This window comes from Halosimplex rubrum, assembly GCF_013415885.1.
Classification (GTDB): domain Archaea; phylum Halobacteriota; class Halobacteria; order Halobacteriales; family Haloarculaceae; genus Halosimplex; species Halosimplex rubrum.
On record NZ_CP058910.1, the window covers coordinates 3,549,156 to 3,569,237 of the forward strand.

Below are 20,082 nucleotides of genomic sequence, written 5' to 3' on the forward strand. Positions count from 1 at the left end.
CTCACTCCAGCGACATCGCGCGGTTCTGGAACTCGCCGTCGCAGTCCGGGCAGTCGCCCGGATGGGTCTCGGCTTTCACGATCTTCCCGCAGACGAGACACTCGTAGGTCGACCTCGACGCCGCGTCGTCGGCGATGTCCTGATGGTGGGGCACGTTAGGGACCACGGCGCGGACTAATATAGTATTAAGTATTTAGAGTATATTAACACATATTAATACGCATAGCGCACGGTGCCGTCGCTCGCTGCCGGCGAGTGCGCGAAAAAATGCCGCCGCGAACGCGAGCGGTCAGTTCGTCCGCGGTTTCACTGGAAGGTGCGTCCGAGTTCGTCGGTGCCGGTCTCGGCCTCGGCGGTGTCGAAGCGCTCTTCGATCTCCTCGTACTGCTCGCGAGTGTCCGCGTCGACGCTGGGGCCGACCTCGCCGAGCGCGTGCTCGAAGTGCTCCATCGTGACCTTCACGTTGCCGACGGAGTCACCGATGTCCTCGGGGTCGACGCTCGCGAGGAACTCGCGGGTCGCGGCCATCGACGCCTCGCGGGTGACCGCCTCGATGTCGGCGCCGACGTAGCCGTCCGTGCGGGCCGCCAGGTCGTCCAGGTCGACGCCCTCGGCGAGCGGCTTGTCGCGGGTGTGGACCTCGAAGATCTTCCGGCGGGCCTCCTCGTCCGGGACGGGCACGTGGACGTGCCTGTCGAGGCGACCCGGTCGCAGCAGCGCGCTGTCGATGAGGTCCGGACGGTTCGTCGTCGCGATGACGACCACGTCCTCCAGCTCCTCCAGCCCGTCCAGCTCGGTCAGCAGCTGGGAGACGACCCGTTCGCCGACGCCCGAATCGGTGGTGTTGCCGCCGCGTTCGCCGGCGATAGAGTCGATCTCGTCGAAGAAGACGACGGTCGGTGCGTTCGAGCGAGCCTTCTCGAAGACCTCGCGGACGCCCTTCTCCGATTCGCCGACGAACTTGTTCAGCAGTTCGGGGCCCTTGATCGAGATGAAGTTCGACTGGGCCTCGTTGGCGATGGCCTTGGCGAGCAAGGTCTTCCCCGTGCCGGGCGGACCGTACATCAGCACGCCCTTGGCGGCCTGCATGTCCATGGCCTCGAACACCTCGGGGTAGTCCAGCGGCCACTGGATCGTCTCACGCAAGCGCTCTTTGGTGTCTTCGAGCCCGCCGACCTGGTCCCAGGTCACGTCGGGCACCTCGACGAACACCTCGCGCAGGGCCGAGGGTTCGATCCCCTTCAGCGCCTGCTTGAAGTCGTCTTCCGTGACTTCCAGGTGTTCGAGCACCTCGGCGTCGATCTCGTCCGATTCGAGGTCGAGTTCGGGGCGGATGCGCCGCAGCGCGTTCATCGCCGACTCCTTGGCGAGCGACTCCAGATCCGCGCCGACGAAGCCGTGCGTGCTCTCGGCGTACTGCTCCAGGTCGATGCCGTCGACGAGGGGCATCCCGCGGGTGTGGACCTGCAGGATCTCCTTGCGACCGTTCTTGTCCGGGACGCCGATCTCGATCTCGCGGTCGAAGCGACCGCCCCTGCGCAGCGCCGGGTCGACCGCGTCGACGCGGTTCGTGGCGCCGATGACGATGACCTGCCCGCGCGATTCGAGGCCGTCCATCAGCGAGAGCAGTTGCGCGACGACGCGGCGCTCCACGTCGCCCTGGGTCTCGCCCCGCTTGGGCGCGATGGAGTCGATCTCGTCGATGAAGACGATGGCGGGGGAGTTCTCCTCGGCCTCGTCGAAGATCTCGCGGAGCTGCTCTTCGGACTCCCCGTAGTACTTCGACATGATCTCCGGGCCGGAGATGTCGGTGAAGTACGCGTCGATCTCGTTGGCGACGGCCTTCGCCATGAGCGTCTTCCCGGTGCCGGGCGGGCCGTGCAGGAGCACGCCCTTCGGCGGCTCGATGCCGAGCGTCTCGAACAGCTCGGGGTGGCGCATCGGCAACTCGATCATCTCGCGGACCTGTTCGAGCTCGTCGTCCAGGCCCCCGATGTCCTCGTAGGTGATGTCGGGCGCGCCGCCTTCGGGCGCGCCGGGGGTTTCGCCGGTGATCTGCTCGGCGGGCTTCTCGGCCACGTCGACCTCCGTGGAGTCCGTCACGACGACGGTCCCGGTGGGTTCGGTGCCGGCGATCTTCAGCGGGATCTTCTGGCCGCTCATCGACGAGAGCGGGCCGAGCCCGAAGCTGACGGGCACGGTCTGGCCCTCGGTGATGGCCTGGCCGCTGAGGTTGTTGCGGATCATCGGGCCGACGTTGCCGCGAACCCGGAGGTTCTGCGGGAGGGCGACGCTGACGCTGGTCGCCGGCTTCACGTCGGCCTTCTCGACGTCGACGTTGTCGTCGATGCCCACGTCGGCCTCCTGGCGGAGCCGCCCGTCGATGCGGATGACGCCGCGGCCCTCGTCCTCGGGGTAGCCCGGCCAGACCCGCGCGACCGCGCGGGTACTCTCGCCGCCCTCGATGACGATGTAGTCGCCGTTCTCCAGGTCGAGCTCCGACATCGCCGCACGGTCGATCGCGGCGAGTCCGCGCCCCGCGTCCTTCTGCTTGAGGGGTTTGACAGTGAGTCTCATGCGTCCACCTCGATGGTGAGGACGCCGTTGCGGATAAACGCTCGCGCGTCATCCGAAAGCTCCAGGTCGTACTGCTCGCCGTCGACGACGACGATGACCGCGTCGTCGAGCACGTCGACCGACGCGTCCCGGCCCGGACCGAAGTCCGCCGCCAGCACCGTCTCCTCGTCGTCGTACTCGTAGCGCCGCAGGCCGACGTCGTCGGCCAGCTGTTGGGTTCCGGTCATACTAACTCATAGTTAGCGCGATAAGTATATAAATCTATCGGTGAATTACCCCCATACGGGGTGGGTTTCCCCCCGATCGGTGGAATTGCGGTTCACACTGACAGCGCTCTAGGAGGTCGGCCCGGCGCACGACCGTCAGGCGGCCACCGGGGCTTTGGTGAGGGCGGCCCAACGGTCGGTATGGAGACGGTTCGCCACCACGGCCGGGAGACGGCCTATCGGACCGCCGGCGATCCGAGTTCGGAGGCCGGCGCGGCGGTACTGTACGTCCACGGTAGCGGTGCGACCCATCGTCTGTGGGCCGCCCAGTACGGACCCGACGGCCCCGCTCGCCCCGCCGCCGCCCTCGATCTGAGCGGCCACGGCGACTCGGCGGACGTGGCCACCGACCCCGGCCCCGAGACCCTCGACGCGTACGCACGAGACGTGATCGCCGTCGCCGAGGAGACCGGCGCGGACGCGCTGGTCGGCAACTCCCTGGGCGGTGCCGTCGCCCTCCGCGTCGCGCTCGACACGGAGTTCGACCCCGGAGCGCTCGTGCTGGCCGGTACCGGCGCGAAACTCGCAGTCGACGGGGGCCTGCGGGAGTGGCTCGCCGGGGACTTCGACCGCGCCGTCGACTTCCTCCACGGGGAGAACCGACTGTTCCACGACGCCGACGAGCGGACGCTCGACCGGTCGAGGTCCCAGATGCGGGCCACCGGCCGGGCGGTCACCCGCCGGGACTTCCTGACCTGCCACGCCTTCGACGTTCGCGAGCGCCTCGGCGAGGTCGACGCCCCCGCGCTGGCCGTCGTCGGCGAGCGCGACTCGTTGACCCCACCCTCGTACCACGAGTTCCTCGCCGAGGAACTGCCGGACTGCGAGTACGTCGAAATTCCCGACGCCGCCCACCTCGCGATGGTCGAACGACCGGAAGCGTTCGGCCGCGCGGTCGGTCGGTTCCTCGACGGGCTCGGCGGCTGAGGCGCCGGGTCGAAGGCCGGGAGCCGACCCCGGGCGAAAACAGGGGACTCAAGACGGCGTCGCCGAAAGGCTCGTACATGCCGGCGCGCGTCGAGCGAACGGACCCGGACGGCGTCGACTACGGACGGGTCATGCAGCTCACCTTCGTCGCCACGATCGTCGCGGGAGCGCCGCTGGTGGCGATGCTCTCGCTCGCCGTCGAGCTGACGACGTGGACCGAACGCGCGCTGTTCGCCGTCCGCGTGGGCGCCGTCGTCTGGATCGTCACTGCCCTGTCCGTCTATCTCTACGAGCGCCGGGCCAACGGGTGAGAACGACTCAGACGCGGTCCTCGACCCACTGGAAGTCGAGCCCGGCGGCGCGGGCGGCTTCCCTGTCCGAGTCCGAGTCACCGACGAACAGCGCCGCGTCGGGCTCGGCCCCCAGCAGGTCCACGGCGTGGGCCAGCGGTTCGGGGTCGGGCTTGACCGTCTCGTGGGAGTCGCGGCCGACGACCGCGTCGATATGCCGGTCGATGCCGTGGAGTTCCAACGCGATCCGACAGGCCGCCGCGCAGTTGAGCGAACAGACGCCCACCGGGACCGAGTGGGGTAGCTCGTCGGCGAGGGCGAGCCGCCGGGCGCTCCGGGCGCCGTCGCGCTCGAACTCCGAGATGGCGTCGTCGACGCGGTCGAGCAGGCCGTCGGCCGCCGCGAGTTCGCGCATCTCCCAGATGTCCGCGTCCGACACGTCGTGGCCGCGCGCTCGCAGGATCGCCGCGCACCGCTCGGCGACCGCCCCCCAGTCCACGTCGAGGCGGACCAGCGTCCCGTCCAGGTCGTAGACGATGGCGTCGTACTCCGTCACGATCCACGGTAGGGATCGAGCCAGCAAATGCGTGTCGACCGGGGACCGGCCGTCGCGGTACCTCCGACGGGCGGGATACGGACGGCGGCGGCTACCCCCCAAGCAGGTCCCGGGCCACGATGTTCTGCTGGATCTGGCTGGTCCCCTCGTAGATAGTCGTCACCTTCGCGTCGCGGTAGAGCCGCTCGACCGGGAACTCCGACGTGTAGCCGTAGCCGCCGTGGATCTGGACGGCCTCGTTCGTCACGTCCACCGCCGCCTCGCTCGCGAAGTACTTCGCGACGCTCGCGGCCGTGCGGGCGCGCTCCCCGCGGTCCTGGGCGGCCGCGGCCTCGTGCGTCAGCGCCCGCGCGGCCCGTACGTCCGTCTCCATGTCCGCCAGCTTGTGGCGGATCGACTGGATGTCGGCGATCGGCCGGTCGAACTGCTCGCGCTCGCCGGCGTACGCGACCGCCTCGTCCAGGGCGGCTTGGGCCAGCCCGACCGACTGGGCCGCGATGCCGATCCGCCCGCCGGTCAGGATCGAGAACGCCGCCGCCAGCCCGCGACCGGGCTCGGTCAGCCGGTAGCGCGCCGGGACCTCGACGCCGTCGAAGACCAGGCCCGTCGTGTCGCTCGCTCGTAGGCCGAGTTTGTCCTCCTTCGGACCGACCGCCAGCCCGTCGGCCTCGGTCGGGACGAGGAACTGCGTCACCGACTCGGGGTCCTCGGCGTCGGTCTTGGCGAAGACGACGTAGACGCCGGCGCGCTCGCCGTTGGTGATCCACTGTTTCTCGCCGTCGAGGACGTACGCGTCGCCGCCGTCGACCGCCCGGGCGACCGTCGACATCTCGGCGGGGTTCGAGCCGGCCTCCGGTTCCGAGAGCGCGAACGCGCCGACGGGGCGGCCGTCGACCATCTCCGGCAGCCACTCCTCGCGGACCGACTCGTCGCCGAACTCCGCGATGCAAGAGGTGGCGAGGCAGTGGACCGACAGCGCCGTCGCGACGGCCAGCGACCCGTAGGCGACCGCTTCGTTGACGACCGCGTAGGTCAGCCGGTCGGCGTCGAACCCGTCGTACGCCTCGGGCACGGTCAACCCCGTCAGGTCCAGGTCGGCCAGCCCGTCCCACACGTCCTCGGGGAACTCGCTCTCGCGGTCCGCCTCGGCCGCGACCGGCCGGATCTCCGACTCGGCGAACTCCCGAACCGCCTCGCGGATCGCCGTCTGCGTCGCCGATAGTTCCATGGGACGCTATTGGAACAGCGGCGGCAAAAATTGCGCGGCCGGCGGAGCCCCGCTCCGACCGACCGACGTAGTGCCCCGAAGGGACCGGTGGTGTGGAGCGACCTTACTCCCCGTCGACCAGCCGAACGTCCAGCTCCGCTTCCAGAGCGCCGATGAGCGAGCCGCCGACGTTCGCCTGGGTCGCTCGGCCCTGTTCGACGGCCAGCACGTCCGACTCGTCGGCGCCGACGGCCTCGGCGAGCTCGGCCGTCTGTAGCCCGGCGTCCTGGCGGGCTTCGACGAGGACCTCCCCGTAGTCGCCGACGAGGTACGGGAGCTGGTCGTCGTCGTAGTCGGCGCCGTCCTCCCAGTGAGAGGCGTCGGCCTGCGCGGCGTCCTGCATGCGCGCCGCGTTCTGTGCCGCCTGTCGCTTCCGGTCGCTGCCATCGTCGCCGTCGTCGGACCCCCGGCTCGGCGTCTCGTCGTGCTGGGCGCACTCCGAGCAGACGCTGAGCGTCGCCCCCGCAACGCTCGCGGTCTGCAGATCCACGTTCTCCGCGCCGCAGAGTTCGCAACTGTCGCTGGCGCTGGAGCCGGCGCCACCGGTCGAGTACTTGGCCATGCTGGGGGGTAGTGGAGCCCCCCTATTTGAATGGCCCGTTTTCCCTCGTCGGGATGACCTGACAGACCGCCCGAAGCGTCGCGCCGGACCGCCCCCGGTCGAGCCCGGTCGGCCGGATCCCAGCGGCCCGTGCGGTCGACCCCCACTGAGCGGCGAAACCGACAGTGATTTTAATGCCCCTCGGGAATGAACGAATGCGGAAAACCGCAAGAGCAGACGAGTGCGTGGGTAGCCAAGCCAGGCCAACGGCGCAGCGTTGAGGGCGCTGTCCCGTAGGGGTCCGCCGGTTCAAATCCGGTCCCACGCACTACCAGTCCGCCCACGGCGGACGACAGTGCAGGTGCATCCCTCAGGGACTGCACCCACGCAAACTTCCGACCGAAGCAAACCGACGAGCCGCAGTTCTCGCGATAGTTCGTACGCTGTGGACGACAGTGTAGGTGCATCCCGCAGCGAGCGTGACGTCGATGGGCCGGTGAGCGAAGCGAATCCGGCCCATCGGAACTGCGCCCGCGGGAGCGTTATAGTAGAATTTGAAAGCCATCGCTCGGATGACCGCACGCTGTCGTGCGGTCGACCGTGCAAACGCTTTCAAATTCTACTATAGGCCGAAGCGCTCACCGAGCGACGGCTGGTTTCATCGCGGCGGAACCGGCGACGCGAGCCGGTCAGTAACTCGCGTCCTCGACGACGTTGAGATCGAAACTCTCGTCGGCGGGCTCGTCGTCGGGCGTGAGGTAGCCCTGGGCGAAGGCGGTGTAGACGGTCCCGCCGTCGAGGGACACGTCGTAGTCGGCGACGACGTCGCCGTCGTTGCTCTCGGTGTCGCCGCGGATCTGGACGGTGTAGTCGTTGGCCTCGACGGCGGTGTAGCCGGACTCGCCGAAGGCGACGCCGTCGAACAGCACCGCGTCGCCGCCGGCGGCCGTCACGTCGACCGCGGGCGCGTCGGGCGACCCGTGGACGACGCGCAGTCGCGCCGTGTTCCCGCCGGGGTCGCTGTTGTCGTCTTCGAGGACGAGCGGCTGGAACTCGGTGTCTTCGCCCGTCAGTTCACCGGCGGCGACGATGGTGTAGTCGCCCGTACCGACCGTGACGGGGCCTTCGAAGGCCACCGTGTCCGCGTCGCCCGCGGCGGTGATGGTGACAGTCCGCTCACCCGTGGGTACCGAGAGATAATCGCTGACGGCGCCGAAGGGCACGTCCGAGAGGGTCTCGCTGTCGTCGACGTACACGTCGACGTTCGGCGCGTCCGGGGACATGTGGGCGACCCGGACCGAGCCGGTCTCGACCAGGCCACCGCCGCCGGCGCCCGAGTCGACGGCGAACGTCAGGTCGAACGGCGCCTCGGCGTCCTCGTCGCCGGGCGTGAGGTAGCCGCCGGCGAAGCCGGTGTAGACGGTGCCGCCGGTGAGTTCGACGGTGTACTCCGCGACCACGTCGCCGTCGTTGGAGTCGGTGTCGCCGCGGACCCCGAGCGTGTAGGTCCCGGCGGGCACCTCGACGTAGCCGGACTCGCCGAAGGGCACGCCGTCGAACAGGACGGTCTCGCCGTCGCCGGCGGTCACGTCGACCGCGGGCGCGTCGGGTGACGCGTGGACGAGGCGGACCCGCGCCGTGTCCGAGCCGACCTCGCTGTTGTCGTCTTCGAGGATCAGCGGCCGGAACTCGCTGTCCTCGCTGGACAGCTCGCCGACCGCGGCGACCGTGTAGTCGGTGTCGGCCGCGACGGTCACCTCGCCCTCGAAGGCGACCGTATCGGCGTCGCCTGCGGCGGTGATCGTGACCGTGTGCGTGCCCGCTGGCAGTTCCATGTAGTCGCTGATCGCGCAGAACGGCACGTCCGAGAGGGTCTCGCTGTCGTTCACGTACACGTCGACGTTCGGCGCGTCCGGCGAGAAGTGGGCCACGCGGACGTTCGCGGTGCCTCCCATCCCCGAGTCGGTGGCGGTCTCCGTGTCGGTGTCCATCCCGCCGTCCATCGCGTCCGTCTCGGTGTCCATCCCGCCGTCCATCGCGTCCGTCTCGTCGGCGCCGTCGTCGGCTTCGGTGTCGGTGGATCCCCCGTCGGAGCCACAGCCTGCGAGACCGACCGCGGCCGATGCGCCGAGCGCTGCGAGCAGGTCGCGTCGCGTCTTGCGTGTCATCGCTAGGGTCGCAGGAAACGAGCGACGTGAAGGTTGTCCGACGTGACACCGTAGCCGGGCCCCGGACTCACCCAATTTCGTTCGGAGTCCGTGTCGAATCGCTGTCTGGGGAGGCGGCGGCCGGCGGTCCAGAGGGCGTCAGTCCCAGGTGACCCAGGCGAGAAAGAGGATAGCGGCGAGTTCGAGGATCTGGACGAACGTCATGGCGCGGCCGGCGACGGGGGCGGCCGAGCGCAACAGCGTCGCCACCTGCGGGTCGATCACGTAGTAGTAGACCGACAGGCAGTTCTCGGCGAGCAACAGGAGGCCGAAGACGAGCAGCCCCAGCGGATGCTTCGACCGGAACTCCAGATAGTTACGGGCCCAGATGCCGACGAGCGCGACCAGCAGGACGACGTTCAGGGTCGCGGCCGCGCTCGCGGCGTCCAGCCAGAGACTCATCCGTTCCTCCCTTGTCCGCGCCGCCGAATATACGTGTTCCTAATTTCGACCATACTCACTCGACCCGTTCGAAGATCCGCTCGACTGTCTCCCAGTTGGCCCGAACCCGGTCGGTCGGCAGGTAGACGGCCCCGTAGTCGTCGCCGCTCTTGTCGACGATGTCGTTGTCCAGCAACACGTCGAGGTGGTGCCTGACGGTCTTGTAGTCCAGATCGAGGTCGTCCGCCAGCTGGTGGGCGTTGCGGGGCCGCTCGTCGATCGCCTGGAGGATCCTGATCCGGTTTCGCCCCCCGCGCGTCCCGGTGAGCACGTACCACAGGGTCCCCTCCATTACCAGTCCGCTACGGAGCGGACGCCGTAAGCGTACCGGAGTCGGCGACGCTCGGGCGGTCCCGTCGCCGGTGTCGACGCGGACGGCACCCCGGTCGTCGCTCACTTCGGAACCGCGTCCGTCCCGCCGCTCTCGACGATGTCCGGCGTCTCGCCCCTGACGATCCCCTCCAGTCGCTCCGTCTCGATCCCGATCGACTCGCGCTCCGCCGCGAGGCGCTCCTCGACGCGACGGTAGGCCTCGCTGTCGGCGAGTTCCGCCTCGCCGTGGTTGGCCTCGAGCGTCGCCTTCTTCGAGGCGAGCGCGAGGAACCGCCTGAGCGCGTCGTCGTAGGTTGCCCGACGCCGCATCTCCTCGACGACGGCGACCAGCTCCGGCCGACCGACCGGCTTGACGACGTACTCGTCGAACGGCAGGTCGACGACGTCGACCGTCGGGTCGACCGCCGTCACCATCACGACCCGGCAGTCGAGGGCCCGCTCCTCGATCCGGGCGAGCACCTCGTCGCCGGACAGTCCGGGCATCCGCCGGTCGAGCAGGACCACCTCGACCGCGGGTCCGAGCGCGTCCAGCGCCGCCTCGCCGTCGTAGACGGCCTCGACCGCGTACTCGTCGGCCAGGAACGCCGCGTACGTGTCCGCGATGACCCGGTTGTCGTCGACGACCAGTACCGTCGGCTCCCCCGTCATCGCCGACTCCGCTCCCCGACCCCCATCGCTCCGCCCTCGCGCGGCTTCTCGGGTCTCATCGAGCGATCTTTCGCCAGTTCTCGCAAATAGGTTGTCCCCCCGTTCACAGAACTGATATCCGAAGCCGAGACCGAGACTCCGCCTAGAACGACCAGTGCCGGAACATCTGCGACCGCCCGGGAAATATATAATATTAAAAACCAACCAAAATCAATTTCGATATTTGCTGCGCAATCTTTATCATGCACCGGGGGCTATCAATAGGTGCGGCACCAGTTCGGTGCCAACCCACCCACCCACCCCCACACCCACCCCACCTTTCTGCGGGAGTTACCGGCCGAGCGACGGCACTGTCGACCTGTAACGACGGCACCGACGAGCGACGGCGCCTCGACGAGCGTCGCGCGCGGCCGCTCGGTGTTGTGTCGAAACCCCTGAGTAGCGAGTCGCTGTACGGGACGATATGGTATCGGCAGCCACCGCCGTTCTCGCCCTGCTGACCGGTTTTCTGACCGGTGCAGTCTTTCGATTTCTGAACGTCCCGATCCCCGCGCCCCCGAACGTGGCCGGTATCCTCGGGATCGTCGGGATCTACCTGGGGTACGTCGTCCTCGGCCACTTCGACGTGGGCGTCGACCTGCTCAGTTACATCTAACCGGAGCGAACGCGCGGCGACGAACGGAGACGGGGCGAGCGGTCAGTCGTCGGCCGAGGAGTGGCCGACCGCCGGCCGCTCGACCTCCCGGTCGGTCTGCTCGCCCTCGATGTCGTAGGGGTACTCCCCGGTGACACAGCCGAGACAGAGGTCGGAATCGGACTTGCCGAGCGCGGCGGCGACCGCCTCGATAGAGAGATACGACAGCGAGTCGGCCTGGATCTCCTCGCGGATATCGTCGACGGACCTGTCCGCCGCGATGAGCTCCTCGCGGCTCGCCATGTCGATGCCCATGTAGCAGGGCGCGACGATCGGCGGCGCGCCGATGCGGACGTGGACCTCCTCGGCGCCGGCCTCGTAGAGCAACTCGACCAGTTGCGAGGAGGTCGTCCCGCGGACGATGGAGTCGTCGATGACGGTGACGGTCTTGCCCTCGACGGTGGACTTGATCGGGTTGAGCTTCAGGCGGACGGCGCGCTCGCGCTCGTCCTGGGTCGGCATGATGAACGTTCGACCGACGTACCGATTCTTCATCAGCCCCTCGGCGAAGTCGACGCCCTCGGGAGCCGCGTCGGCGTAGCCCGAGGCGAACGCCCGCCCCGAGTCGGGAACGGGCATCACTACGTCGGTCTCGATGCCCGACTCCTCCCACAGCGCGCCGCCCAGGTCCCGCCGGACCTCGTAGACGAGTTCGTCGTCGATGACGGAATCCGGGCGGGCGAAGTAGACGTGCTCGAAGAAGCAGTGGGCGGTCTGCTCGGTCTCGACGAGCTGGTAGGTGTCGAAGCCGCTGCCGTCGTCGTGGAGGACGACCAGTTCGCCCGGTCGCACGTCGCGGACGAGTTCGCCGTCCAGCGTGTCGATGGCGGCGCTCTCCGAGGCGAGGACGTAGCCGTCGTCGAGTTCGCCGATACACAACGGCCGGTTCCCCTGTGGGTCGCGGACGCCCAGCACCGTCTCGTCGTGGGTGATCGTCAGCGAGTAGGAGCCGTGGATGCGGCTCATCGTTCGCTTGACCGCCCGGACCAGGTCCTCTTCGAGGAGGTTCCGGGCCAGATCGTGAGCGATGACCTCCGTGTCCCCGTCGGAGGTGAAGGCGTGACCCAGCGCGGCGAGTTCCTCGCGGATCTCGTCGGTGTTGATCAGGTTCCCGTTGTGCGCGAGCCCGAGCGACCCGCTCTTGAATGAGACCGAAAACGGCTGGGCACAGCAGTTGTTGACCGACCCCGACGTGGGGTAGCGGACGTGGCCGATGCCGTTGGAGCCGTTCAGCGAGTCTAAGTCGTCCTCGTCGAACGCGTCGCCCACCAGTCCCATCTCGACGTGCTCGTACTGCTGGAAGCCGTCGTGGGTGACGATCCCGGCCGACTCCTGGCCGCGGTGCTGGAGGGCGTAGAGCGAATAGTAGAGGGGGCGGGCGACGTCTCGGTCGGCGGTGGAGATGCCGACAACGCCGCACTTCTCGTGCATTCCTTACTCGCCCGCTTTGTCCTGCCAGGCGTAGTCCCGTCGCTTGGCCGACTTGCCGAACCCGCAGGACGCACAGACTTTGTTCTTCGAGTGATACGATTTCTCACCGCACCGGCGACACTTGACGTGTGTCGTGGTGTTTTTCTTCCCCTGACTCGGGGTTCCTGCACCAGTCATGGGTTGATCGAGACGACGTTGTCGCCGCGTATAATCGTTGTGTCTTGGTCGTCTTCGAGGACCAGATTCATGTGCTGGTCGTATCCCGAGAGGTCGCCGACGTACTCCTCGCCGCCCTTCAGACGAACCGTGACCTCCTCGCCGAGCGACGCCTCCAGCACGTCCAGCGGTCGTCCACTCATACCCGAACTGCCTGTCGTCGCGTGCATAAACGTACCGCTTGCCCAATCGCCCCACAGACCGGCCCACTCCGCAGTGCTGACCCGGCCCGCTCGGAGCGACACGCCCCCTTCAGAGCCCCACGTCGAACGGCGCGTGCGAGTCGGCCACGGCACCGACCGCGCCCAGGAGGTCCGCCATCGCGTCCAGGTCCTCGGCGTCGATCACCTCGACCGGCGTGTGCATGTACCGGTTGGGCAGCCCGAGGTTCAGCGCCGGCGTCCCGCCTCTGGCGGTGTAGAAGGCGTCCGCGTCGGTGCCCGTTCGGGACCCGGTCGCCTGAAGCTGCACGTCGATCCCCTCTCCGTCGGCCACTTCGCGCACGGCCGTGACCAGCGCCGGATGGTTCGCGCTCCCGCGTGCCACTACGGGACCCTCGCCGAGTTCGACGCCGGTCGACTTCTTCCCCGGGACGCCCGGCGAGTCCGTCGCGTGGGTCACGTCGCAGGCGATCACCGCGTCGGGGTCGAGATCGAACCCGACCATCTCCGCGCCCCGGAGCCCGACCTCCTCCTGGACCGTGCTGACCGCGTACACCGTCGCGTCGGCCCCCGCCTCGACCGCTCGCCGCAGCCCCTCGGCGGCCGCCCAGATCCCGACCCGATTGTCCATCCCGCGGGCGGTCAGCCGGCCGTCTTCTAACTCCCGGACCCGCTGTGCGAAGGTGACCGGGTCGCCCACCTCGACCAGTTCCTCGGCGTCTTCGCCCTCGGCGACCCCGATGTCGACGGACTGCTCGACGATGTCCGGCGCTTCGCCGTCGTCGCCGTCCCGGAGGTGGATCGCGGTCTGGCCGACGACGCCCTCGACCGGACCGTCGTCGGTGTGGACCGTGACGTGCTGGCCCTGGGTGACCGTCTTGTCCGACCCACCGACCCGGCCGATCGTCAGGAAGCCGTCGTCGGTGACCTCGCGGACGATGAACCCGATCTCGTCGCCGTGGCCCGCGAACGCGATCGACGCGTCGGCGTCGCCGCCCTCGTGGACCGCGACCGCGTTGCCGTACTCGTCGACGCGCACGTCGTCGGCGAACGATTCGACGTAGTCGACCCACACGCGCTGGCCCGGCACCTCGTAGCCCGACGGGCTCGCCGTCGCGAGCAGGTCGTCCAGGAACTGCCTGCGTTCGTGCTCCATGCGGAGGCGTTCGTGCGAACGTGCTTGAATCGTGCGCCTGACGACCGGACGGGCGAAACCTTTTCCCGCATAAATTCACTATAAATTCACATGAGCAGAACGTCGATCCCCGTCGATTCCGAGACGAAGGAACGGCTGGACGGGCTGAAGCGGGACGACGAGACCTGGGACGAGTTCCTCACGCGAGTCACGAGCGACGAGGAACCGATGACACCGGGAGTGTGGACGGACGAGCAGGCCGACGAGGCGATGGAGCGCCTCCGAGACGGACGGGACCGGACGGCCGAATGACGTTTCTCGACACCTCGGCGATCATCCAGTATCTGCGCGGCGACACGGCGGTTCGCGAGCACATCGAGGGGCGTGAACCGTGGCTCACCTCGACGATCTGTGTCTTCGAAGTCATCGACGGGCGCCTCGGGAGCGGATCCAGCGACATCGTCGACATCCGTCAGGACTTCGCGGGCGTTCAGGCGCTCGATCTGAACGAATCGATCGCGATCGAAGCGGCGCGACTGCAGGACGAACTGCTGAACGACGGCGACCGGCTCGCGACGGCCGACCTGTTGATCGCAGCGACAGCTCGTTCGACCGGTGACGAACTGGTGGTTGCCGACGGCGACTTCGAAACCGACGCCCTCGAAGACGTGATGCAGGTGACCAATCTGCGCCGCTGACGGGCCGAAATCAGCCGTCTCCTCCGCCCCTACCACGACGTGATCTCGGCGTCCCGCAGCGGGCGGTCGAGCGGGACCGACACCTGCCCGCCGGTGTAGTGCGAGAGGTAGAACCCGACGATGATCTCTAGCGAGCGAGTCGCCTCGCGCCCGGTCGAGCGGTTCTCGGCCGTCCCATCGAGCAGTTCTTCGACGTGGCGGGCGGCGTTGGGGAACGCCCGCTCGTAGTCGTCGTCCCAGGTCCAGGCGCCCTCGATGCCGTACTCGGCCAGGTTTGCCTCGACGTGGTCGCCACCTTCGAGCCGCCAGTAGCGCCACTCCCCGTCGTCGTTGTTGAGGTAGAGCTTCCCCTCGGTCCCGACGAACTGCATCGTCATCGACGAGTCGGCACGCGGGATCGTGCAGTCGACCGTGGCGAACGTGCCGTCGTCCAGCACGACGAAGCCGCCGCCGCCGGCGTCGTCGACGGCCGGGGGGCCGCCGCCGCTCCCGTCGTCCGCCTCCAGCGAGTCGACGGCCTCGTTCTCGCCGGTGATGTACCCCGAGACGCGTTCGGCGCGGGCGTCCAGCAGCGAGACGAGCATGTCCAGCAGGTGCGTCGAGTTCCGCAACAGCTCCATCCGGAACTGCATCGACACCGAGTGTACGTCCCCGAGGATCCCCTCCTCGGCCACGAGTTCGCGCAGCCGCTCCTGTTTTTCGGTGAACCGGAACGAGTGGTTGACGAGCAGTTCGGTGTCGCGCTCCTCGCACACCTCGACCATCTCCTCGGCGTCGGTCACCGAGGCGGCGACGGGTTTCTCGCACCAGATCACGTCCGGATCCGCCGCCGAGCGGGCCGCGTCGACGACGTGGTCGCGGTGGAGAAAGGAGGGCGTACACACCGAGACGGCGTCCAGGTCCTCGGCGTCGAGCATCGCCTCGTGGCCGACGTAGCGGCGCTCGGGGGGGATCTCCCAGGCGTCGCCGAACCGGTCAAGTTTGGCCTCGTCAACGTCGGCGACCGCGACGAGTTCGATATCGTCGGTCGCCGCGTAGCCGCCGGCGTGACTGGCCGTGAACTTCTTCTCACCGATGTCTTCCTCGTCGTGCATCCCGAGGATGCCGAGGCCGGCGATGCCCCCGGCCCCGACGATGCCAGCGCGATATGTCGCCATACCTACCGCATGAAGCGGGGGGGTCTTGGCTGTTGCCCGGCGACCCGTCGGCTCGACGCGCTGTCAACAGGAGTCGTCGTGGTCGGTCAGGTCCGACAGGGTCGTCGCGGCGTCGAGATCCCCGAGCGTACAGTACCACGCGCCGCGCAGCCCGCGCAGGTCGTTCTCGATCGGGTTCGCCAGCCGTTCGAGTTCCCCCAGTTCGAAGACGACGACTGCGTCGGTGTCGACGAACGGGTCGATCGTCGCCGTCCAGTCGCGGTCGGACAGCGGTCCGGGTTCACCCCGGCGCTGGTCGACCCGCTCGACCACGCCGGCGACGTGGGTCACCGCCGAGACGGGCGCGGTACGGTAGAAGGCCATGTAGTCGAACGGCTCGTCGGTCCGGTCGTACGACGCCGGTGCCGGGTAGAACCCCTCGCGACAGCGCTCGAACGTCGCCGGCCGCGTCGCGACGACGCAGACGCGGGCCTCGGGGTCGGCCCCCGCGAACACCGACCCCTCACCGTCGGTCATCGCTTCCCCAGCGCCCGCTCGAAGACCCGCTGGGCGCGCTCGTACCCCTCGTCCCGGTCGACGATCGGGTCGGGGTACTCGGCGGCGAGTCGCTCGCGTTCGTCGGCGGGCAGTGTCGGCCACTCGACGACCGTCCCGGCCGGCACGTCCCGCAGTTCCGGGACGTACCGCTTCACGAAGGTCGCTCCCTCGTCGTACTTGTCCATCTGTGCCACCGGGTCGAAGATGCGCACGTCCACCGAGTCGGTGCCCGTCGAGGCGATCCACTGCCAGTTGCCGGCGTTCGAGGCGGGGTCGTGGTCGACCAGTTGCTCGGCGAAGTGTCGTCGGCCCCGCCGCCAGTCGACCAGCAGGTGCTTCGTGAGGAAGGAAGCGACGACCTGGCGCGGCCGATTGTGGATGTACCCCTCCTCGCGGAGCTGGCGCATCCCCGCGTCGACCAGCGGATACCCCGTCTCGCCTCGTTTCCAGGCGTCGAAGTCGTCGGGATCGGTCCGCCACTCGATCCCGTTGGGGAACGACTTGTAGTTCGTCGATGGCAGGTCGGGCTGGTAGTACAGCAGGTGATAATTTCGCTCCCGCCAGGTGAGTTCGTCGAGGTACTTCCAGGCGTTGTCTCGCGTGTCGCCGGACGCGGACTCGTGGCGCTTGCTCGCGTCGCGGTACACCTCGCGGATCCCGATCATCCCGGCGGCGAGGTAGGGCGACATCCGCGAGACGGCGAGGGTCGGGTCGGCGACCGCCGCCGGGAGGTCGTCGCGGGTGTCGCGATAGCTGTCGATCCCCCCGTCGAGAAAGCCGTCGAACCGGTCGCGGCCGGCATCGTAGCCGGCCGCCGGGAGGTCGATGTCGACGACGGGGTCGTCCGGGATCGGTCCGGGGTCGACCCCGTCGAGGGCCGCGAGGTCGTCGGCGTCGAGTGCGGGCGCCGGCGGCTCCTTCGGGACTTCCTCCCAGGCGTCGCGGAACCGACCGTGGTTCGGGTACCGCTCGTCGAGACGGGCGGGGTCGACGAGCACGAGGTCAGTCTCGCTTGCCGTCTCGACACCGGCGTCGGCACAGGCAGCCTCGACGCGGTCCTCCCGCTCGCGCCGTTCCGGCCGGTAGTGGTCGTTGTAGACGACGGCGTCGGCGCCGACAGCGTCCGCCAGGGCCGGCAGCACCTCGCTCGGTCGCCCCTCGCGGACGATCAGGTCGCTCCCGCGCTCGCGATAGCCCTCGCGCAGCCGACGGACCCCGCGCAGGAAAAACGCCCGCTGTCGGTCCCCCACCCGGTCGAGCAGGTCGGGGTCGTGGACGAAGACGGGGACGACCGGACCGTCGGTGGCGGCGGTCGCCAGGCCCCGGTTGTCGCGAAGGCGCAGATCCCGCCGGTGCCACAACAGGCGCATAGCACCCGTTCAGGACGACGGCGGCTTAGTGGCTTCGACGGGAGCGCCGCGGGCGGGATCGGTCGAGTCCCGAGCGGGCAAAGCATTTGTCCGGTCGACGGAACGATCGGGGTGTGATCCGCGCGCTCGGGAGACGCGGTGCGCTCGCGGTGGCGCTCGTGGTCGTTGCGTCCGTCCTGCTCGGGTTCTGGCCGACGACCGTCCAGCCGGTCGACGACACCCTGAAGATCGACCACGCGCCCGACGACTTCGGCCCCGCCCACTACTACCCCGAGAACGACAGCGTCAGCTTCTGGACGAGCGCGAGCGGGAGCGAGCGCGCAGTCGAGCCGTTCGAAGAGTACGCCTGCCGGTACGGCGAGGACGCGGCGCTGGACCGACTGCGGGACCTCCTCGACAGCCGCTTCCGGACGGGCGACAGCGGCGTCCGGTGGGACACCTGGTCCGACCGGGTCGTCGTCCGCGACGCCCCGCTCCAGGGACCGACCCGGCGGGCGCTCCGACACAGCCTGCCCGGGCGTGTGAACGTCTCGGTCGAGATGTTCGACCGGACGGCTCACTGTTCGTTCCCCGTCGAGATCAGACGGCCGACGGGCGATCAACCACAGCCGGGCTAGCGACCTGCCGGACTACTCGTAGACGTGGACGCTCCCGGTCGCGTTGGCCTCGATGTCGTCCCGGTCGTCGATACCGGGAGCGGGGTCGCGAACTGTTCGGTGGAGTAACTGTTTTGTCCCTGTGTCGAACACTCTAAGACATGGGTAGCTCTATCAATTCGTCCTCTCCGTCTGGTCCTGCTGAGGAGGGGACATCGGATGAATCAGACGGGGAGGGATCGGAACTCGGTGATCTGCTGGCGGGGCGTCTGTCGGATATCGACGTCGACTCGGTCGCAGCGGTCCGCGATGAACGAGAGCGGCGATGAAGGTGTTCGTCGACTCGAACGTCTTCGTCGCCAGTGTAACGGACGAACCGCCTCGTGGCGATGTCGCGACAGCGCTGCTCAATCGTGACTTCGAGTTCTGTACGTCGATTCTGAACCTGATGGAGATCAGGTCGGTACTGACGAAGAAGAAACGAACGGAGCAGTCGGAAGTCGAAGACGTGCTGGAGGACATTTACGGAACGATAGACATCTACGCACCCGAGATCAGCGACCAGATCAGCGCGTACAGTATCCAGCGCGACTCGCTTCTCTATACGATGGACTGTGTATTACTCGCACTCGCCGACGATATCGAGGCGACGCTCGTCACGTTCGACGGCGAACTACTCGACAACGGCGCGGTCAGTCCTGACGAGTTACTCGAACAGGCCTGATTCGCGGTATAGACATCCGGAAGCCCTGAAAACTACTGTCTCTGCTACTCGTAGACGTGGACGCTCCCGGTCGCGTTGGCCTCGATGTAGTCCCAGTCGTAGTCGACGCCGAGACCGGGGCCGTCGGGGACGGGGACGGTCCCCTCGTCGTCGACGGTGTCGAGCTGGTCCTCGTAGTCGCCGGTGTACACCGGCGGGGTGGTGTTGGGCGCGTCGGGGTGGACCAGCGCCATCTCGTAGTAGTTGCTGTTGCGGACGGCGGCCATGCAGTGTCGCTGGGCGGGCCCGGGCGCGTGGAACTCCACGTCGAGGCCGTGGCCCTCTGCGACGCGGGCGCGTTTGATGGCGCCGGTGATCCCGCCGTCGTACTCGGGGTCTGCGCGGACGAAGTCGGTCGATTCGGCGTCGATGAAGTCCGTGAACGGCTCCAGCCCGCGGACGTGTTCGGTCTGGAGGATCGGCGTGTCGAGCTGCTGGCGGAGCTTGCGGTGGGCGTGCTGGGAGACGCCCCCGTCGCGGTAGGGGTCCTCGTACCAGAAGAACTCCTGCTCGTCGAGGGCGCGGCCGAGCTTCAGCGCGTCGGCCAGCGTCTCCAGTTCGCAAGCGGGGTCGTGCATCAGGTCCATCTCGTCGCCGACGCGGTCGCCGACGGCATGGACGGCGTCGAGTTCCCGCTCCAGGTCCCGCGAGCCGTCGCTGCCGCCCCAGCCGTGGATCTTGAAGCCGGGGTAGCCCAGGTCGAGACAGTGCTCGGCGAAGTCGGCGAAGTCCTCGGGGGTTTCGAGGCCGCCGTTCTCGTCACCGTGGTACGTCGAGGCGTATGCGGGGAGCCGCTCGCGGTAGGTCCCGAGCAGTTCGTGGATCGGCGCGTCGTGGTACTTGCCGGCGAAGTCCCACAGCGCGATGTCGACGGGGCCGATGCCCATGCGGTCGTACTTGCGCAGGGCGCGTTTGATCTCCGACCAGTGTTTCTCCCGTTCCAGGGGGTTCTTGCCGACGAGGTAGTCGGCGAAGGTGTTGATCTGGGCGGCGCCCGGGGAGTTGCCGCCGACGTACTCGCCGGTGATCCCCTCGTCGGTGTGGACGGTGACGGCGAACAGCTTGCGCTCGACGCTCTCGCCGGGCTCGTAGACGAGGTTGAACCCGTGCTGGTCGGTCCCCATCTCGGGGATCTCGTAGGCGAACTCGACGCTCTCTATCTTCGTGATCTCCGGGGCCATACGCTCGCCTCGGCGGCCGCCCCAATGAAGGGGCGGGATGCGGCGGGACGCACCGGGAGTCGGCGGCCGGGCGACCGCGGGTCGGCCCAG

General features: G+C 68.4%; 25 protein-coding genes and 1 tRNA gene. 8 read left to right on the top strand and 18 right to left on the bottom strand.

Features of this window, described 5'->3' with window-relative positions; genetic code table 11:
• Position 1 precedes the first annotated feature (1 nt).
• The 3 genes from HZS55_RS17720 to HZS55_RS17730 form a co-directional block, all read right to left on the bottom strand.
• Complete coding sequence (locus HZS55_RS17720; protein ID WP_179908897.1) at positions 2 to 154, bottom strand: rubrerythrin-like domain-containing protein; 153 nt, start codon at positions 152 to 154, stop codon at positions 2 to 4.
• Between the two features lie 152 nt (positions 155 to 306).
• Entirely contained in the window at positions 307 to 2,577 is a 2,271-nt protein-coding gene (locus HZS55_RS17725; protein WP_179908898.1) for a CDC48 family AAA ATPase, read from the bottom strand.
• Positions 2,574 to 2,804, bottom strand: a complete 231-nt coding sequence (locus HZS55_RS17730; RefSeq protein ID WP_179908899.1) for a DUF7127 family protein — start codon at positions 2,802 to 2,804, stop codon at positions 2,574 to 2,576. The genes HZS55_RS17725 and HZS55_RS17730 overlap by 4 nt, the downstream gene beginning before the upstream one ends.
• 180 nt (positions 2,805 to 2,984) lie before the next feature.
• Here HZS55_RS17730 and HZS55_RS17735 point away from each other — a divergent pair, with 180 nt between their 5' ends.
• Both HZS55_RS17735 and HZS55_RS17740 read left to right on the top strand, forming a co-directional pair.
• Positions 2,985 to 3,770 (top strand): alpha/beta fold hydrolase, encoded by a 786-nt coding sequence (locus HZS55_RS17735; RefSeq protein ID WP_179908900.1) that lies wholly within the window; start codon positions 2,985 to 2,987, stop codon positions 3,768 to 3,770.
• Between the two features lie 77 nt (positions 3,771 to 3,847).
• Positions 3,848 to 4,081, top strand: coding sequence for a DUF5822 domain-containing protein (locus HZS55_RS17740; protein WP_179908901.1), 234 nt, complete (start codon positions 3,848 to 3,850; stop codon positions 4,079 to 4,081).
• A gap of 7 nt (positions 4,082 to 4,088) precedes the next feature.
• Here HZS55_RS17740 and HZS55_RS17745 read toward each other — a convergent pair whose 3' ends face one another.
• The 3 genes from HZS55_RS17745 to HZS55_RS17755 form a co-directional block, all read right to left on the bottom strand.
• Complete coding sequence (locus HZS55_RS17745; RefSeq protein ID WP_179908902.1) at positions 4,089 to 4,616, bottom strand: HAD family hydrolase; 528 nt, start codon at positions 4,614 to 4,616, stop codon at positions 4,089 to 4,091.
• A 91-nt stretch (positions 4,617 to 4,707) separates the two neighbouring features.
• Complete coding sequence (locus HZS55_RS17750) at positions 4,708 to 5,844, bottom strand: acyl-CoA dehydrogenase family protein (RefSeq protein ID WP_179908903.1); 1,137 nt, start codon at positions 5,842 to 5,844, stop codon at positions 4,708 to 4,710.
• A gap of 103 nt (positions 5,845 to 5,947) precedes the next feature.
• Positions 5,948 to 6,445: a helix-turn-helix domain-containing protein gene (locus HZS55_RS17755; protein ID WP_179908904.1), complete on the bottom strand. Its 498-nt coding sequence runs from the start codon at positions 6,443 to 6,445 to the stop codon at positions 5,948 to 5,950.
• Positions 6,446 to 6,667: 222 nt separating this feature from the next.
• On the opposite strand from HZS55_RS17755, the gene HZS55_RS17760 reads away from it, so the two are divergent.
• Positions 6,668 to 6,752, top strand: a tRNA-Leu gene (locus HZS55_RS17760).
• Between the two features lie 361 nt (positions 6,753 to 7,113).
• Here the strand turns inward: HZS55_RS17760 and HZS55_RS17765 are convergent.
• The 4 genes from HZS55_RS17765 to HZS55_RS17780 all read right to left on the bottom strand — a co-directional run bounded on the left by HZS55_RS17765 (position 7,114) and on the right by HZS55_RS17780 (position 10,053).
• Positions 7,114 to 8,592, bottom strand: a complete 1,479-nt coding sequence (locus tag HZS55_RS17765; protein WP_179908905.1) for a DUF4397 domain-containing protein — start codon at positions 8,590 to 8,592, stop codon at positions 7,114 to 7,116.
• Positions 8,593 to 8,730: 138 nt separating this feature from the next.
• On the bottom strand, positions 8,731 to 9,033 hold the full coding sequence (locus HZS55_RS17770) for a hypothetical protein (protein WP_179908906.1): 303 nt from the start codon (positions 9,031 to 9,033) through the stop codon (positions 8,731 to 8,733).
• A 55-nt stretch (positions 9,034 to 9,088) separates the two neighbouring features.
• The gene (locus HZS55_RS17775; protein ID WP_179908907.1) at positions 9,089 to 9,364 is read right to left on the bottom strand and encodes an ArsR/SmtB family transcription factor; all 276 of its coding nucleotides are present in this window, start codon (positions 9,362 to 9,364) and stop codon (positions 9,089 to 9,091) included.
• Positions 9,365 to 9,465: 101 nt separating this feature from the next.
• Entirely contained in the window at positions 9,466 to 10,053 is a 588-nt protein-coding gene (locus HZS55_RS17780) for a response regulator (protein ID WP_179908908.1), read from the bottom strand.
• A gap of 463 nt (positions 10,054 to 10,516) precedes the next feature.
• Between HZS55_RS17780 and HZS55_RS17785 the strand changes: the two genes are divergently transcribed.
• On the top strand, positions 10,517 to 10,708 hold the full coding sequence (locus tag HZS55_RS17785) for a XapX domain-containing protein (protein WP_179908909.1): 192 nt from the start codon (positions 10,517 to 10,519) through the stop codon (positions 10,706 to 10,708).
• Between the two features lie 42 nt (positions 10,709 to 10,750).
• Here the strand turns inward: HZS55_RS17785 and purF are convergent, their stop codons facing one another.
• The 4 genes from purF to HZS55_RS17805 all read right to left on the bottom strand — a co-directional run bounded on the left by purF (position 10,751) and on the right by HZS55_RS17805 (position 13,711).
• On the bottom strand, positions 10,751 to 12,178 hold the full coding sequence (gene purF / locus HZS55_RS17790; RefSeq protein ID WP_179908910.1) for an amidophosphoribosyltransferase: 1,428 nt from the start codon (positions 12,176 to 12,178) through the stop codon (positions 10,751 to 10,753).
• 3 nt (positions 12,179 to 12,181) lie between these two features.
• Positions 12,182 to 12,355 (bottom strand): 50S ribosomal protein L37e, encoded by a 174-nt coding sequence (locus tag HZS55_RS17795; RefSeq protein ID WP_006884059.1) that lies wholly within the window; start codon positions 12,353 to 12,355, stop codon positions 12,182 to 12,184.
• A complete protein-coding gene (locus HZS55_RS17800) occupies positions 12,352 to 12,537 on the bottom strand; it encodes an LSM domain-containing protein (RefSeq protein ID WP_006884058.1) in 186 nt (61 codons plus the stop codon). Before HZS55_RS17800 ends, HZS55_RS17795 begins: the two co-directional genes overlap by 4 nt.
• A gap of 109 nt (positions 12,538 to 12,646) precedes the next feature.
• On the bottom strand, positions 12,647 to 13,711 hold the full coding sequence (locus HZS55_RS17805) for a M20/M25/M40 family metallo-hydrolase (protein ID WP_179908911.1): 1,065 nt from the start codon (positions 13,709 to 13,711) through the stop codon (positions 12,647 to 12,649).
• Between the two features lie 90 nt (positions 13,712 to 13,801).
• Here HZS55_RS17805 and HZS55_RS17810 point away from each other — a divergent pair, with 90 nt between their 5' ends.
• Together HZS55_RS17810 and HZS55_RS17815 are read left to right on the top strand one after the other, a co-directional pair.
• On the top strand, positions 13,802 to 14,002 hold the full coding sequence (locus HZS55_RS17810) for a DUF7557 family protein (RefSeq protein ID WP_179908912.1): 201 nt from the start codon (positions 13,802 to 13,804) through the stop codon (positions 14,000 to 14,002).
• On the top strand, positions 13,999 to 14,388 hold the full coding sequence (locus HZS55_RS17815) for a PIN domain-containing protein (protein ID WP_179908913.1): 390 nt from the start codon (positions 13,999 to 14,001) through the stop codon (positions 14,386 to 14,388). Before HZS55_RS17810 ends, HZS55_RS17815 begins: the two co-directional genes overlap by 4 nt.
• 29 nt (positions 14,389 to 14,417) lie before the next feature.
• Here HZS55_RS17815 and HZS55_RS17820 read toward each other — a convergent pair whose 3' ends face one another.
• From HZS55_RS17820 to HZS55_RS17830, 3 genes are all read right to left on the bottom strand, one after another.
• Entirely contained in the window at positions 14,418 to 15,545 is a 1,128-nt protein-coding gene (locus tag HZS55_RS17820; protein WP_179908914.1) for a Gfo/Idh/MocA family protein, read from the bottom strand.
• 63 nt (positions 15,546 to 15,608) lie between these two features.
• The gene (locus tag HZS55_RS17825; protein WP_179908915.1) at positions 15,609 to 16,061 is read right to left on the bottom strand and encodes a hypothetical protein; all 453 of its coding nucleotides are present in this window, start codon (positions 16,059 to 16,061) and stop codon (positions 15,609 to 15,611) included.
• Positions 16,058 to 17,452: a cryptochrome/photolyase family protein gene (locus HZS55_RS17830; protein WP_179908916.1), complete on the bottom strand. Its 1,395-nt coding sequence runs from the start codon at positions 17,450 to 17,452 to the stop codon at positions 16,058 to 16,060. The genes HZS55_RS17825 and HZS55_RS17830 overlap by 4 nt, the downstream gene beginning before the upstream one ends.
• A 113-nt stretch (positions 17,453 to 17,565) precedes the next feature.
• Here HZS55_RS17830 and HZS55_RS17835 point away from each other — a divergent pair, with 113 nt between their 5' ends.
• Together HZS55_RS17835 and HZS55_RS17840 are read left to right on the top strand one after the other, a co-directional pair.
• Positions 17,566 to 18,069, top strand: a complete 504-nt coding sequence (locus HZS55_RS17835; protein ID WP_179908917.1) for a hypothetical protein — start codon at positions 17,566 to 17,568, stop codon at positions 18,067 to 18,069.
• 304 nt (positions 18,070 to 18,373) lie between these two features.
• Positions 18,374 to 18,772, top strand: coding sequence for a type II toxin-antitoxin system VapC family toxin (locus tag HZS55_RS17840; protein ID WP_179908918.1), 399 nt, complete (start codon positions 18,374 to 18,376; stop codon positions 18,770 to 18,772).
• 44 nt (positions 18,773 to 18,816) lie between these two features.
• Here the strand turns inward: HZS55_RS17840 and HZS55_RS17845 are convergent, their stop codons facing one another.
• Entirely contained in the window at positions 18,817 to 19,992 is a 1,176-nt protein-coding gene (locus HZS55_RS17845; protein ID WP_179908919.1) for an enolase C-terminal domain-like protein, read from the bottom strand.
• Positions 19,993 to 20,082: the final 90 nt, after the last annotated feature.